The organism is Clostridium sp. C8-1-8, assembly GCF_009928445.1.
In the GTDB taxonomy this organism is placed as follows: Bacteria; Bacillota; Clostridia; order Clostridiales; family Clostridiaceae; genus Clostridium_AR.
This window is the reverse complement of the sequence record NZ_JAABNO010000004.1, coordinates 199,878-214,570: the sequence shown is the minus strand read 5'-3', so window position 1 is coordinate 214,570 and position 14,693 is coordinate 199,878. Positions and strand designations below refer to the sequence as shown.

The following is a 14,693-nucleotide window of genomic DNA, read 5'->3' as shown; positions in this document are numbered from 1 at the left end:
TCTGGTTATAAATCAACAAACTACTTTTAAAAATATTTTTTAAAAATAGCATAGATGAACAAATATTTCATGCTATACCTGAAATCTTAAATACATAAAAATATGATGCTATTGGATTTCTAATTATTGATTATACTTTAAGTAAAGGCTATGTTTAATAATATTGTTGAAATTAAGTGGTCATGAAGGAGATGCTATATGAGCGAGCAGTTAGAATTAAATGATTTTTTCAGATGGAATGGCGTTAATAAACTGTATGTTCGAACGTAGTGAGTTTACAGTTTTAGCCATGGAATATGACAAAATCATATTAATTCTTTGCGCAAGCGAATCAAAGCATCGTATGACTGACTACTTAATTTCAACACAGTACTTTAACAGAGCCTAAGTAAAAAGGATATTTCTACAAAAAATATTGAAGGCTTAGATTTTAATTGAGGAGTGATATTTATGCGAAAAAAAAGATCGATTATTTTATCAATTTTAGTATTTTCAATTATCCTTGTTATAGGAACTACTTCCTACTATTTTCACTATAAAAATGAAAAAAAGTATAACCTTTTACTATCTGATGCTCAACACATGGAAAATACAGGTGAACTTGAAAAAGCGAAACAGTTATATAAAGATAGTTTAAAAATGAAAAGTAGTGAGGATGTAATTTCAAAACTAAATAATATAAATACAAGTGAAAAAAATCTTATAGGAATAAAGAATTTAGATTCATTGATTAGCGATAAAAAATATAATGATGCATTAAGCTATTTAGATTCAATAGTTGATAATTCAAAATATGTAATGGACAAGGTTACTATTAAAAAGCAGGAAATTACTAAATTAAAATCAGATTATGAAGAGCAGGTAAAGAAAGAACAAGAAGACCAAAAGAAAACTAACCCTAATACTCAACAATCTAAAGTTACTCAATCCAAACCTATTTTAAACTTAAATATCCCACATCATCCACCTATAAACAAATCTTATATCCCTTGGGAGAAGGCTGTATATATAGCTGTTGAAGATTTCTTAAACAAAAATCCTAATCTTGCTCAAAAGGATATAAGCTTTTCTGATAAATATGGTGGAGATACTACTATTGATGGCAGTTACTATATAGATATTAGAGATGCTTCCACAAAAACAATTCTAGCTGATTATGAAATATCACCTACATTAGGTGGGTATATTGTTAGAATTGATAAATCACATTAGAAATAAGCATGTTAAATCTTATGCTAAAAACATGTTTAATAACTATAAAGATGTAATGTTTAGATCTAATACACATAATCTTTGAATTAACGCTATCAATGCTAAAAATGGCACTGCAAAATAAATGATTACTGGAATAAATAATTAAGTTTGAGTAAATAAAAAATGGCTTACACACGTTAAGGTAAGCCATTTTACATACTTTATTTAAGTTGTTAATTCACAAAAATTTTTACAAAAAAATAGCATAATGGTTCTTTGGCTTCGAGATCATGGCTCATTATATTATATAATATTAAAACTTCATAAACTGATATATTCTTATATTTATAAAATTATATAAATATATAGTTATAATGCGCTTTCAGAGCACTTTTCTAAGTTTTTCTTTAATTTTGACACTTCCTAATGCAGCTCTCTATTAAAATCCTTAAACCAAGTTCCTTGATATGTTAGCTTACCTCTGTCTCCTTCTGCTAGCAGTCCATACACCCTACCACTTAAAGGCAGCTCTAGTCTTTCTCCATGCTCTGTCTCAAAGGTTATGTAGTAAGTTGTACTAGTAGAAGTGGAGGTTGTACTATCAATACCTGAATTACTACTATGATGAGACACATTGGTTCTTTTTCCTATAACCTTTGCCTCTACTGTAATTATAGGAGACTTGGCATTTTTTATACTTTGAGTTACTATTCGTATTAAAGCAAATATAAATACTATAAAAAAAACAACGAAAAACAACTGCATAAAGATAGGTATCCCATTAAAGAAAAATGAATCATTAAACCCTTCCATCTAATTCCTCCTAACTCCAATATTATATTAAATTTTACATTGATTACTTTATAGCTGTTATTATTCTATATATCTATTGCTTTTCCTTTATATTATTCCCATTTTATCAAAATTTGCCATATACATTATAAATACATTCTCCAATACAGTAGAAACATACTGAAACGACCTTACTTAACAAAAAAATAACCATATCAACTTTCTACTTAACAAATTAGCTGATATGATTATTCTAATATTTTATAAATTTATAGGTAATGTTAAACCGTTCTACCTAAGCTATATATTCTAATATTTAAAATACATATACTAATTAGCTATAGCATATTGGCTGTTATATAAATTAGCATAGAAGCCCTTTGCGTCAAGAAGCTGTTCATGATTACCCTGTTCTATAATTTTTCCGTTGTTCATTACAAGTATCAAATCAGCTTCCCTTATAGTTGACAATCTATGTGCTATTACGAAGCTTGTTTTTCCTTTCATTAAAGTTAAGAAAGCCTTTTGTATTCTAACTTCTGTCAAGGTATCTATACTACTAGTAGCTTCATCTAGTATAAGCATAGAAGGATTCATAAGCATAACTCTTGCAATAGTCAGAAGTTGTCTCTGCCCTTGAGACAGATTTCCTCCATCCTCGGTTATCATAGTATCATAACCATTTGGGAGTCTCTTTATAAAACTATGGGCATAAGCAGCTTTTGAGGCCCTTATTATTTCTTCCTCAGTAGCATCTCTCCTACCATAGGCTATGTTATCTCTTATGGTTCCTGCAAAAAGCCAGCTTTCTTGAAGTACCATACCAAAGGAACTTCTTACACTTTCTCTAGTGGAATCTCTAGTATCTTTTTCATCTATGAATATGCGGCCATCACTAATCTCATAAAATCTCATTAAGAGGTTTACTAAAGTGGTCTTACCTGCTCCAGTTGGTCCAACAATAGCCACTGTACTTCCTGGTTTTATATCCATGGTCAAACCTTCTATCAAAGGTTTTTCCTTTTTATATGAAAAGCTAACATTTTCAAACCTTACTGCTCCAGCTCCATCATGTTCTATATTATCTTTTGTTTCTTCTGAAGCTTCACTCTCTTCATCCAAAACTGCAAACACTCTTTCTGCAGAAGCCATAGCTGATTGAAGCTGTGTAGCTATACTTGTTATATCATTTATAGGCTTAGCAAACTGGTTTGAATATATTAAAAAGCTTGAAATCTTGCCTATTGAAAGTCCACCTGCTACTGAAACCAAAGCACCTATTATACCTGATAAAATATAGGTCAAATTGTTGATATATCTAGTTCCAGGATTGGTCAAGGATGAATAAAACTGAGCTTTTTGCCCACATTGATATAATCTCTCATTGATTTCTTTAAAACTTTCTTGAGATCTCTCTTCATAATTAAAAGCCTTAACTATTTTTTGATTTCCTATTATCTCTTCTATATATCCATTGAGCTCTCCTAGAGTTTTTGACTGCTCTCTAAACATCTTCTTTGAGTTCTTAGCTATAAATGAAGATAGTAAAAAACAAAGCGGAGTCATCACCACAACAACTAAGGTAATCACTGGGCTAAGTATAATCATAAAGATCAATGAACCTAAAAAGGTAACCACTCCAGAAAACAGCTGAGTTATCCCTTGTAGTAATCCTTCTGAAATAGCATCTATATCGTTTGTAAATCTACTAATCGTATCTCCATGGGCTTTTCCATCGTAATATTTAAGTGGTAAGGTATTTAACTTTTCAAATAACTCTTCTCTTATATCTCTTACAGTTCTGTTGGATATCACATTAGTAAATATAGATAAAAACCATTGTAATATAGCGCTTAATCCATAGATAACAGCAAGAAATACAACTACCTTAAGTATCTGAGGAAAATTAACCTGACCTTTTTTAACCATAAAGTCTATAGCTTTACCTGTAAAAAAAGGTGCTATTATAGTAAGAATATTGCTAGTTATAGCAAAAATTATAACCAAAACTAACTGAATCCTATACTTTTTTACATACCCTAATAATCTAAATAATGTTTTATTTTTCAATGTACTGACCTCCTATTTCTCCACCTGAGAGAGGCAAATTTCTTTGTAAACTTCACAGTTTTCTAAAAGTTCCTCATGTGTTCCAAGGCCCACTTGATTGCCATCATCTAAAACTAGAATCATATCAGAATCCTTTACTACATTTACTCTTTGAGAAACAATAACTAAGGTCATATCTTCAGTATTATTCTTAAGAGCCTTTCTAAGCGCCGCATCTGTAGCATAATCAAGAGCACTAGAGCTATCATCTAATACAAGTATCTCAGGCTTTTTCACCAAAGCTCTTGCTATGGTTAATCTCTGTTTTTGTCCTCCTGAGATATTAGCACCTCCTTGTGATATCTGTGTATCATAGGAATTAGTTTGTTTTTCAATAAACTCTGAAGCCTGTGCTATCCTTGCCGCTTCTTTGATATCTTCCTCTGAGGCATTTTGTTTTCCCCATTTTAAGTTTTCCCTTATAGTTCCAGTAAATACTACTGCTTTTTGTGGTACAATTCCTATCTTTTCCCTTAACTGAATTTGATTATAATTAACTACATCAATACCATTTACTTTTATATTTCCTTCATTACAATCATAAAATCTTGGCATTAGACTTATAAGAGTGCTTTTACCAGAACCTGTAGCTCCTATTATTCCTAGAGTTCTACCTTTTTTTAGCTTAAATGAAATATCCTTTAAAGCATATTCATTTGACCCTTTATAAGTAAAAGTAACATTCTTAAACTCTATAGCCTCTTCCGAAAAATTGTCAGTACTTGCTTCACCTAAGTTGAAATTATTTCCTTTATCTACTATACTACCTTTTGTATCAAAGATTTCATTAACACGGCTTGCAGATGCAGCTGCTTTAGTAAATGTAACAACTAGGTTAGCAACTACAACTAATGCAGAAAAAATTTGAATAATATAGTTTATATAGGCAATTACTTGTCCCTGTGTCATGCCACCTACATTTACTCTAACACCACCAAACCATATTACTGCAATTATAGCAAAGTTCATTATTATAGATGTAGCGGGATTCATAAGCGCTGCTATGCTTCCTACTCTAACTGCTGTATTTGACAAATCTTGATTAGCTTCATTAAATCTTGATTTTTCGTAATCTACCTTATCAAAGGCTCTAACTACTCTAACTCCAGATAAATTTTCTCTAAGTATTACTGCCAATCTATCAAGCTTTCCTTGAACCTTCTTATATAGTGGTATAGATTTTCTCATAACTAAGAAAAGTACTAGAACAAATACTGGAAATATTATTAGTATTACTATAGACAGTTTTAAATCTAGTAGCATAGCCATAATAATACCACCAATACATAGAAATGGCGCTCTTACCACTAGACGTATCCACATTGCTACTGCCAACTGTAATTGATTCACATCGTTAGTTGTTCTGTTGATCAAAGATGCAGTACCAAAACTATCTATCTCTGCATGAGAAAATGTTCCAATATGCTTAAAAATGGCATTTCTCAAAACAGTTCCAAATCCTTGAGATGCAATAGACGCAAAGTACTGGCAGGTAAAAGCAAAAGTTACTCCTAGAGTGGCAATAACCAGCATCAAAGATCCCATTTTTAGTATATAAGGTACATCTCTGTTCTTAACTCCATTATCAATAACTAGCGCCATTATGGTAGGAATCATAAGCTCAAATATAGCTTCTAAAAGCTTAAAAAACTGACCTAAAAAAACATTCTTTTTATAATTTTTTAAAAAGGGTATTAACTTTATCAAGACTTTTCCTCCTTGAATCATTCTTTCAGCAAATCTTCTTCAAGGTTTACTATGTTTTAATTATAACAAAGGATTTTCTATATTAAAAATATTAATTATGTGCATTATCCATACAAAAAAAGTATAGGTATATATTACCTATACTTCATATTTATCATTCATACTATAACCAAGTTGTACTAAACCCTTGATATTACTAGGTTTAGCTAGCAAAAAAATTTATACGATCTAGAAAGTACAAAAGTTAACTTTATAAAAGCTATTGTAATTTATAATTCTAGTTGCTTACCACAATTACTACAAACCTCTTCACCATCTTGTAGTTCTGCTCCGCAATAATAACAATAAGCTATTTTAGGTCTATTATTTTCTTCCTTTTGTATCTGCCTTTCAGCTTGTCTCTTTATATTGTTCCAGGTAGCCATTGAAAATATGTAGGATAGTGAAACGCAGGCTATGAGTTCTATACACTTTAAGAAAAACCTATCTCTATTAAAAGAAATTCTCCCCATTAATATTCCTTTAATATCACCGATAAAAAATACAATAATCATCATTATTATTGTTGATATCACATATCTTTTTTTACCTATGTTTTGAAAGTTGTCCCACAAAGTTTTTGAATCCGTTCTCATTTTGTCTCCTTCCTAGCAATACAATAATAAAAGCTTTTATCTTAGCTCTTAATCACTAAGACTAGTTTAAATAAACTTCAAATTTAATTCTTCTTATAAATTGTACTATTTAATCTATATATTAACAATACGATATTATTTTTCTACCTATATATAAATAAGAAAGAGCTTCAATATTTTTTATTATAACCTTTGAAAACTTGTACTCACTGCCTATACAGTGAATAAAGATGGCACAAGTAAAAATAACTTATACCACCTTTATCTATTATATAATGAAATATTTAATTATTTTGCTATTATTCCTTTTATAAATTCCTTTGCATTATCCAAATCACTTGCATCAGGATGATTTTTTGCTCTTCCGCCAATAAGTTTAAATGGACCAAATGTATCCCAACCCTTACAAGAAAAGTTTCCAAGGACCTTAGCTTTCTTCCCTTCAAGTATATTTAAAACAGCTTGATGATTTTTTACTGATCCGCTGTCATTTGTAGAAAACACAAAAACATTTTTATTTTCTAAGCTTGAACTTTCAATTAAGGCAATCATCTTTTTATCGAATCCAAAGCCATATATACCTGATCCAAAACCTATTAGATCATATTTAGAAAAATCTATATTCCTAGCCTGAGCCTCTTCTATTACCTCAGCTTTTGCCATTTCTCCCATAGCTAAAGCTACTTTCTTTGTATTACCATGATGATAAGAACTATAAACAATCAAAGCCTTCATCTTTTTCTCCCTCTTTCTCTAAAATGCACAATTATATTTTACAAGATTAAATTTTATAAAATCTATTCACAACCATAATATTATACTAATTAGTTTAAAAAGTAAATATGTTATTTGATAAAAATTTATCATTATCTTTATCTACACCTTAAGCTTTCAAGGAAATGTCTTCTATTAAAAAATCCTAACAACATTTCTTTAATACATATTTACATAGATTAATTAAATTCTATATATAATACTTCTTATAGGTAGAGTTATTTTAGAAAAAGCCTTAGTTATTTGTGCAACTAGTAAATATTAAAACTCTATAATATAACTGCAATAATTAGATTAATTACTCTGTGTAGCTAATACTCTAATTAATAAATTAACTTACAAATTTTATAACACTACATTTTAATACTTAAATTTGCCTTAAAGCAAATTCGTTATTTGTTTTATAAATTAAATTGACATTATATCATCATAATGATAATATAAAATTAAATTGCACACAATTTATATTGTTCTAGATATATAGTATTGCGTAATATATCTATTTAAAAGGCTAACACCTAATAAGGAAATAATTATATTTAGTTTATATAAAAATTTTATCAACATAGGAGTGATAACTATGGCAATCAATGATAGACTGTTAAAGGTATTAAAAGCTCTTCAGAAAAGTGAGCTTACAGAAAAACTTATCTATATAAACATAGCCAAATATATAAAAGATGATAAGAACCGACAAACTCTTCTTAGAATTGCAGAAGAAGAACAAAAGCATTATGATATATGGAAAAAGTATTCTAAGGTGGATGTAGAACCATCAAAACTGCAAATATTCTTCTACACATGCCTTGCTAAGATTTTTGGATATACTTTTGTAATAAAAAAGATGGAAAACTCCTTAAATAAATCTCTTTACAATGATAGTGCAGATGATGAACTTAAAGAACTAGTGCCAGAAATAGAAACTATCCAAAAAGCAGAGCTAGTGCACGAACAGAAGATGATAGAATTATTAGACGAAGAAAGACTTCAATATGTTGGATCAATGGTATTAGGTTTAAATGATGCCTTAGTTGAATTCACTGGAAGTTTAGCAGGTTATTCTTTTGCTATGCAAAGCAATAAACTTATTTCTTTGGCAGGTTTGATAACTGGTATATCTGCAACACTCTCTATGACTTCTTCAGAGTTTTTATCTGCCCGTTCAGAAGGTGATAAAAACGCAAAAAAATCTGCTTTCTATACTGGAATAGCATATTTATTAACTGTTGTAATATTAATACTTCCATATTTACTACTACCAGATAACATGTATAGCTTATCTCTTATGATTATGCTTGTGCTAGTAATAATGATAATAGCAGCTTTCAACTACTATATTTCAGTAGCAAAAAACTTATCCTTTAAAAAGCGTTTTGCTGAAATGTCACTTATAAGTCTTAGTGTTGCTGCAGTATCCTTCGTAATTGGACTATTAGTAAAAAAATTCTTAGGTATAGATGTATAATTTTATACATTGTTATAACATAAAAACTCCCAATAAATATGAATCAATTGTATTTATTGGGAGCTTTTTTGCATTATTCAAGTTTATTTTCTTCAACATATTTGTCTACATCAATTATAACCTTATTCTTAATGCTAAGGATTTTCTTTGGCAAACTAATAATCAAATTACTTCCATCAAAGTTGCCTGTTATACTTCTTGAGTCAACATTTGGTACATGGAAGGTTTTCCTTACGTTATTAACCTGTTGAAAGAAAACTACTCCTCCATATCCACTTCTATTAGAGACTTTCTTTATAAGCACATCAATAGTCAAGTAATCATTGTCATAGTTCAAATTTATGTTATCTCTAGGGACCCCTACTAGCTTACCAAGAACCACATATTTATCATCTAAATCCAACATTTTAAATTCGGCTTTACTTTCACTAAAATTGCTCATCATATTAAATAACGCAAACATTAGGTTTTCCTCGATAAAATTGCTTACATTTTATTTTATTTATAAATTGGCTTTTTGTTCACATTAAATAATAATAGATCATTTTCCAAAATTTTTTTTGAAATAAGTATCAACGTCACTACCAGTTTCCTTGATAAAAGCTTCATTAGTACGTTTAACCATTACGGACAGCCCATCTATATACTCTTTAAAATCCTCACTCAGTACCTTCAAACAGGTTGTAATCTTATTTCTCACTTCTCCTACAACTTTAATTTCTTCTTCCATAACCTTTTCCTTAGAATAAATATCCTCTATGTAAAGTTCTTTAAAAGAATTATCTTTCTTTGTGCTCTTTATAAAAGCTTTTACTTCCTTATCCATATCATCTTTTTTCGATTTAATACCAATTATATTTTCAGTGAACTTTGATACTCCATTTTTATATTTCTCCATATCTCCTATATTTAGATTTTCATACCATTTTATAAAGCACCTATTATTATCTATAGTATCGATATCATCTAGAACTTCTAACAACTCTATCCATGCCCTCTTTTTTTCTTCGCTATCAATATTGATATTTAGAAAAGGCTCATGCCAAGCTAAAAATACTCGTCCAAACTTCCCTGGAAATTTATCAAGTATCATTTCTGATATTAATTTTTTCTTTTCTTCCATAGATATCTCCAAGCTTTTCCTTAACTTTACGATGCTATCTCCAGCTTCATTATAATTATCAAAAGGTTTATCGATAAGTTTACAAATTACAACCTTGCTATTTTCAAGTTCTTCCATCCTTTTACTCAATGTCTCTAAAGAACTTTTCATAACTTCATTAAATTGTCTCTTTCCTTCTAAGATTTCTTTTATATCTTCTAAGGGTATATTTAGCATTCTTAAAGCGGCTATCAGATTAAGCTTTATCACATGTTCTTCTGAATATTCTCTGTATAAATTCTCCTCATTTTTATGTGGTTTAATCATTCCAAAGTCTTCATAATATTTTACGGCTCTTTTAGTTAATCCAGTTCTTAATGCTACTTCTTTTATATTCATATATATCTCTCCTTTTTAATGAAGTATTAATTAAGCCTCTTAATCAGAAATTCAAAGTATTGTTGCTAATTATAAGGTGAGTTAAAGTACACAACCTAGAACTACATATTTTATCTTATATTTCAACATAGCTTATAAATTTAATTGTAATGATATACGTAACGTATATGTCAATAAAAATTTTAATTTTTGTATATATATTACAAAAATCTGATATTATCACGAATATTACCCCTAACTTAAAATAAATTATTCACATATATTTCACTCAACTCCAATTCAAACATCATTCTTTCCACATCACTCAAGGCATTGAAATTATTGATTCAACACTTTTACACTTCTTAAATATTAATAAATTTAACCTACAATTAACTTATGTTTACTAAAATTAATAATCATTGATTATTCGTACTTTTGATGATATAATCTCCTTGTATTTATTTTCCATAAATGCTTTATTATCCAACAAATTCATTTTAGACAAACCAAAATACCAAATAAAATTTTAAGGAGGATTCTTAATGTCATTGAGAAAAATGATGTCTCGTAAGTCACTTATGGCTATTACTCTTTCAGTTGCCTTAACCCTTGAGCTTTCAGGTTTTACTGCTCCTTTTGTAAGCGGTAACCTAAAGGTTGCAAAAGCAGCTGATAACACTTCAACTGCATATAGCTGGAACAATACCATACCAGTAAAAGCACCTGCTTCTGGAGCTAAAAACAATGGAAAAGTAGTTTTATTTGATAATGCTCACGATAATGCAGCAGGACAAGCTGACTGGGTAATTGACGGAGGTTTTTCAGACTTTGCAGATGCTCTTGTAAACCAAGGCTACACTGTAAAAGAATATAGAGGTGTAGATAAAAATAACGATGGTGCTATAAGATTTTATGATGATAGAAGCTTATCAGCAGACCAAGAAGGTACTGCAGCTGATAAAAACGAAGCAATAATAACCTATGATGCAATAAAAGATGCTGATGTATTTGTAACCGCAGAAGCTAACAGACCTTTTAGAAAATCTGAATATGAAGCCTTAAAGAAATTTGTTGACTCTGGTAAGGGTGTTTACTTTATAGCAGACCATTATAATGGAGATAGAAATTTAAATACTTGGGACTCCACAGAAGTTTATGATGGTTATAACAGATGCGATAACGCTAACTATAATATGAGCGGTGTCTATGGCGATCTAAGAAATACCAAAGATGCTTCAAAGGGATGGCTTTCAGAAAACTTTGGATTAAGATTTAGATTTAATGCTGGTGATTCAAATCCTCTAAATTCTGGACAAACAGGTCCTACAGATATAAGACCAACAGCAGAGAGTGAAGGTTTAACCGATGGAGTTGTTGGCCAAAAAATTCTTATGGCAGCTGGATCTACTATTGCCATAACTGATCCAAGCAAAGCAAAAGGTATAGTATACTTCAATGAAACTGATGACTTAAAACCTTGGGCTAGTGGAGTTGAAAACTCTCATGGCGGAAGTAGTATATACTTCGGAGGACATAAGGAAGGTGCCTTTGTAGCTATATCAAAACCGAGTAAGGGAAGAGCAGCATTTATAGGTGATTCCTCTCCTATAGAAGATAAGACTGCAAAATACAAAAATGCTACAAATGGGAACGCTAAAACCACTTATGATGGCTGGAACGAACTAGGCAATGCAGCTAAACTTTCTGTAAACATAGTAAATTGGCTTGCAGATTCAACTCAAGATTATGTAGGTTTTGGAAGTTCTACTCATCCAGCAGACGTATACGGAGCAACTTATACTCCAATGGCTGACGTAGAAAAGTCTGATCCAGATAACGGTAATCCATGGTCAGCTCCAGCAAATGGATATGACCCTTGGAATACAGATACATGGAAACCAGGTTCCTATGGTGCTCCATATCTAACTACACCTACAACTCCTACTGATCCAACTCAAAGTACATTTAAAGTATCTCTTTACCCAAGCTATGTTTACGCAAACGAACCTTTCGCTTTAAACATAGGAGGAAGTGGTTCAGGGGTTAGCGTTGGAATGTACCTAACCGGAGGAACTCAAGTAGGACAAGTTTACGATAAGACTTCAAATTCATGGTCCACTCCAGGTTACACAACTCTAACTGGCTCTGCACCTTTAACTGTAACAGCAAAAATAACTAATACTGGTTCAGACAATGTACTTAATATAAGATTAAAAAATGGTAAGAATAATGTTGATACAAAAACTGCTACTACATTAACTAGCGGCTATGGCTATATAGAAGGAAGTGTAGATGGAACTCCAGGTAGCTTAGTTACTGCAGTATCAAATGGAACTGTAATCGGTACTGCTCAATTAGATGATTCAAACCATGTTAAGCTTGCAGTTAAGTCTGGAAGTGGAATAACCTTAAGTCTATACGATGCAGCAGGAAATAAAAAAGCTGATCTACCAAATGCCTATAATGTAACAGATGGTCAAACTACTCCAATAATAAAAGTTATACCTAAGTCAAATAATGCTAATTTAAGTTCTTTAAATGTACAAACTTCAGACTTAAAGGACATAACTACTTCACCAATTTTTTCTGCTGATGCATTAAGCTATAACTGTCAGGTTGACTATTCATTGTCTTCAGTTATAGTTACTCCAGTTGTTGCAGACAGTAAAGCTTCAGTAACTGTAAATGGAGCTTCACTTGATAACGGAAAGGCTACTGTAAATAATCTAGCTGTAGGTGATAACCCAGTAAATATAGTAGCAACTGCAGAAGACGGAACAACTAAGACTTACACATTAAATGTCAAGAGAGATGTATGCCATCCTTCTAATATAACAATAAGCAATACTAATCTGCAGTTAAAGCAAGGAGATACTGCTACACTAACAGCTACTGTAGCACCTGATGAAGCTGCAAACAAATCCCTAACTTGGTCTTCAAGTAATACAGCTATAGCTACAGTAGATCAAGATGGCAAAGTAACAGCTGTTAGTGCTGGTGAAGCAAATATAACCGTAACAACAGTTGATGGCAATCTAACTGCAAGTTGTGCCATAAAGGTGATACCAAAATCAAGTAATGCAAATTTAAGCTCTCTTAGTTTACAAACTAGTAATGCTAAAAATATAGCTATATCTCCAGTATTCTCTTCTGATACATTGACTTATTCAGCATCAGTTGATTACTCAGTATCATCAGTTGTGGTTAATCCAAGTATAGCTGATTCAACTTCAAAAGTATCTGTAAATGGTTCTGCACTTTTATCAGAAAACATAACTATTCCTAACCTTACTGTTGGTAATAACTCAATCACTATACTAGTTACTGCTGAAGATGGAACAACTAAAACTTACACGTTAAATGTTAAGAGAGATGTATGTCATCCCTCAAAGGTTGAGCTTAACACTTCAAGCGTACAACTTAAGAAAAAGGAATCCTTTACTCTTATAGCTACTATAACACCAGTAGAAGCAGTAAATAAAGCTGTAAAGTGGTCTTCAAGCAACACTTCTGTTGCAACCGTTGATCAGAATGGTAAAGTAACAGCTGTTGGTAAGGGTACAGCTACTATTAAAGTAACAACCGTTGACGGTAACTACAGCGCCAGTTGTGAGGTTAAAGTTGCTTCAAAACCAATTACTTTAAAAGACATAGTAGATGCTATATTTGATTTTCTATGGGATTTACTTTGCCCTTAAGTCTTAATGTTCTATAAATAAAAAAGGAGCTGTTGCAAAATGAAGTAAATTACTTCATTTGCAGCTGCTCCTTCTTTGTGTGATTAAAATTCTGTTTCAAAATTACTATCACGTATTATGATATACTATTCTAGGATGCTACTTCTTCTTTTATTTGTATCTCTCCATCTCTAAGTCTAAGTATGGAAGTTCCATAATAAGCGGCCTCTTCTGAGTGAGTAACCTGTACTATAGTCTTACCTAGATCCTTATTAATCTTTTGGAACAACTTCATTATATCTGTTCCTGTTTTTGAATCTAAGTTTCCTATGGGTTCATCTGCAAGAATTATATCAGGCTCAAAAACCAATGCTCTTGCAATGGCTACTCTCTGCTGCTGACCACCTGATAGTTCTCTTGGAGTAACTTTTCTTTTATGGCTCATTTCAATAGTATCTAGAATCTCTTTAAGCTTCTGTTCATATTTTTTTAATGGCTTTCCATCAAGTATTATTGGAAGTAATATGTTATCCTCAACTGTAAGGTTAGGGACTAAGTTGTAAAATTGAAATACAAATCCTAGCTCTCTTCTTTTCATAATACTCTTTTGCTTCTCACTTAATCCATTTAATTCTCTTCCATTTATTGCAACAGAACCACTAGTAGGTTTATCTAAACCTCCCAATAGATATAAAAGAGTTGATTTTCCGCAGCCAGAGGGTCCCATTATGGATAAAAACTCTCCCTTATCTACAGAAAAATCTATGTCCTTAAGAACTTCTATCTCTTCCTTACCTACTTTGAAACTTTTATTTAAACTAATAACTTCAATTGACTTCATTTTTTCATCCTCCAAT

Annotated in this window: 12 protein-coding genes; 4 read left to right on the top strand and 8 right to left on the bottom strand. The window is 31.1% G+C overall.

The genetic code is table 11. From position 1 onward, the window contains the following. The first annotated feature begins 220 nt into the window (after positions 1-220). Both GXK57_RS06470 and GXK57_RS06465 read left to right on the top strand, forming a co-directional pair. Positions 221-388, top strand: a complete 168-nt coding sequence (locus tag GXK57_RS06470) for a hypothetical protein (RefSeq protein ID WP_160673247.1) — start codon at positions 221-223, stop codon at positions 386-388. Between the two features lie 62 nt (positions 389-450). Continuing rightward, the gene (locus GXK57_RS06465) at positions 451-1,212 is read left to right on the top strand and encodes a hypothetical protein (RefSeq protein WP_160673244.1); all 762 of its coding nucleotides are present in this window, start codon (positions 451-453) and stop codon (positions 1,210-1,212) included. A gap of 405 nt (positions 1,213-1,617) precedes the next feature. Here GXK57_RS06465 and GXK57_RS06460 read toward each other — a convergent pair whose 3' ends face one another. The 5 genes from GXK57_RS06460 to GXK57_RS06440 all read right to left on the bottom strand — a co-directional run bounded on the left by GXK57_RS06460 (position 1,618) and on the right by GXK57_RS06440 (position 7,172). Further along, the gene (locus tag GXK57_RS06460) at positions 1,618-2,007 is read right to left on the bottom strand and encodes a DUF2500 domain-containing protein (protein WP_160673241.1); all 390 of its coding nucleotides are present in this window, start codon (positions 2,005-2,007) and stop codon (positions 1,618-1,620) included. Positions 2,008-2,316: 309 nt separating this feature from the next. Next, entirely contained in the window at positions 2,317-4,056 is a 1,740-nt protein-coding gene (locus GXK57_RS06455; protein WP_160673238.1) for an ABC transporter ATP-binding protein, read from the bottom strand. Positions 4,057-4,068: 12 nt separating this feature from the next. Then, positions 4,069-5,802 carry an ABC transporter ATP-binding protein gene (locus tag GXK57_RS06450; protein WP_160673235.1) on the bottom strand — a complete coding sequence of 578 codons (1,734 nt, stop codon included), beginning with the start codon at positions 5,800-5,802 and terminating at the stop codon, positions 4,069-4,071. Positions 5,803-6,071: 269 nt separating this feature from the next. Further along, positions 6,072-6,437, bottom strand: a complete 366-nt coding sequence (locus tag GXK57_RS06445) for a zinc ribbon domain-containing protein (RefSeq protein WP_160673232.1) — start codon at positions 6,435-6,437, stop codon at positions 6,072-6,074. 288 nt (positions 6,438-6,725) lie between these two features. Beyond that, positions 6,726-7,172 (bottom strand): flavodoxin family protein, encoded by a 447-nt coding sequence (locus GXK57_RS06440; protein WP_160673229.1) that lies wholly within the window; start codon positions 7,170-7,172, stop codon positions 6,726-6,728. Between the two features lie 619 nt (positions 7,173-7,791). Between GXK57_RS06440 and GXK57_RS06435 the strand changes: the two genes are divergently transcribed. Then, positions 7,792-8,676, top strand: coding sequence for a VIT1/CCC1 transporter family protein (locus GXK57_RS06435; RefSeq protein ID WP_160673226.1), 885 nt, complete (start codon positions 7,792-7,794; stop codon positions 8,674-8,676). A gap of 73 nt (positions 8,677-8,749) precedes the next feature. On the opposite strand, the gene GXK57_RS06430 is transcribed toward GXK57_RS06435, so the two are convergent. Both GXK57_RS06430 and GXK57_RS06425 read right to left on the bottom strand, forming a co-directional pair. After that, entirely contained in the window at positions 8,750-9,139 is a 390-nt protein-coding gene (locus GXK57_RS06430) for a hypothetical protein (RefSeq protein ID WP_160673223.1), read from the bottom strand. A 78-nt stretch (positions 9,140-9,217) separates the two neighbouring features. Continuing rightward, entirely contained in the window at positions 9,218-10,177 is a 960-nt protein-coding gene (locus tag GXK57_RS06425) for a MerR family transcriptional regulator (RefSeq protein ID WP_160673220.1), read from the bottom strand. A gap of 524 nt (positions 10,178-10,701) precedes the next feature. Here GXK57_RS06425 and GXK57_RS06420 point away from each other — a divergent pair. Continuing rightward, positions 10,702-13,857, top strand: a complete 3,156-nt coding sequence (locus GXK57_RS06420; protein WP_160673217.1) for a cadherin-like beta sandwich domain-containing protein — start codon at positions 10,702-10,704, stop codon at positions 13,855-13,857. Positions 13,858-13,987: 130 nt separating this feature from the next. Here GXK57_RS06420 and GXK57_RS06415 read toward each other — a convergent pair whose 3' ends face one another. Then, entirely contained in the window at positions 13,988-14,677 is a 690-nt protein-coding gene (locus GXK57_RS06415) for an ABC transporter ATP-binding protein (protein ID WP_160673214.1), read from the bottom strand. Positions 14,678-14,693: the final 16 nt, after the last annotated feature.

Coding starts and splice junctions, on each gene's coding strand:
- GXK57_RS06430 (WP_160673223.1), bottom strand. CDS start 9,139: ATGTTTGCGTTATTTAATATGATGAGCAATTTTAGTGAAAGTAAAGCC.
- GXK57_RS06415 (WP_160673214.1), bottom strand. CDS start 14,677: ATGAAGTCAATTGAAGTTATTAGTTTAAATAAAAGTTTCAAAGTAGGT.
- GXK57_RS06420 (WP_160673217.1), top strand. CDS start 10,702: ATGTCATTGAGAAAAATGATGTCTCGTAAGTCACTTATGGCTATTACT.
- GXK57_RS06470 (WP_160673247.1), top strand. CDS start 221: ATGATTTTTTCAGATGGAATGGCGTTAATAAACTGTATGTTCGAACGT.
- GXK57_RS06460 (WP_160673241.1), bottom strand. CDS start 2,007: ATGGAAGGGTTTAATGATTCATTTTTCTTTAATGGGATACCTATCTTT.
- GXK57_RS06435 (WP_160673226.1), top strand. CDS start 7,792: ATGGCAATCAATGATAGACTGTTAAAGGTATTAAAAGCTCTTCAGAAA.
- GXK57_RS06445 (WP_160673232.1), bottom strand. CDS start 6,437: ATGAGAACGGATTCAAAAACTTTGTGGGACAACTTTCAAAACATAGGT.
- GXK57_RS06425 (WP_160673220.1), bottom strand. CDS start 10,177: ATGAATATAAAAGAAGTAGCATTAAGAACTGGATTAACTAAAAGAGCC.
- GXK57_RS06465 (WP_160673244.1), top strand. CDS start 451: ATGCGAAAAAAAAGATCGATTATTTTATCAATTTTAGTATTTTCAATT.
- GXK57_RS06440 (WP_160673229.1), bottom strand. CDS start 7,172: ATGAAGGCTTTGATTGTTTATAGTTCTTATCATCATGGTAATACAAAG.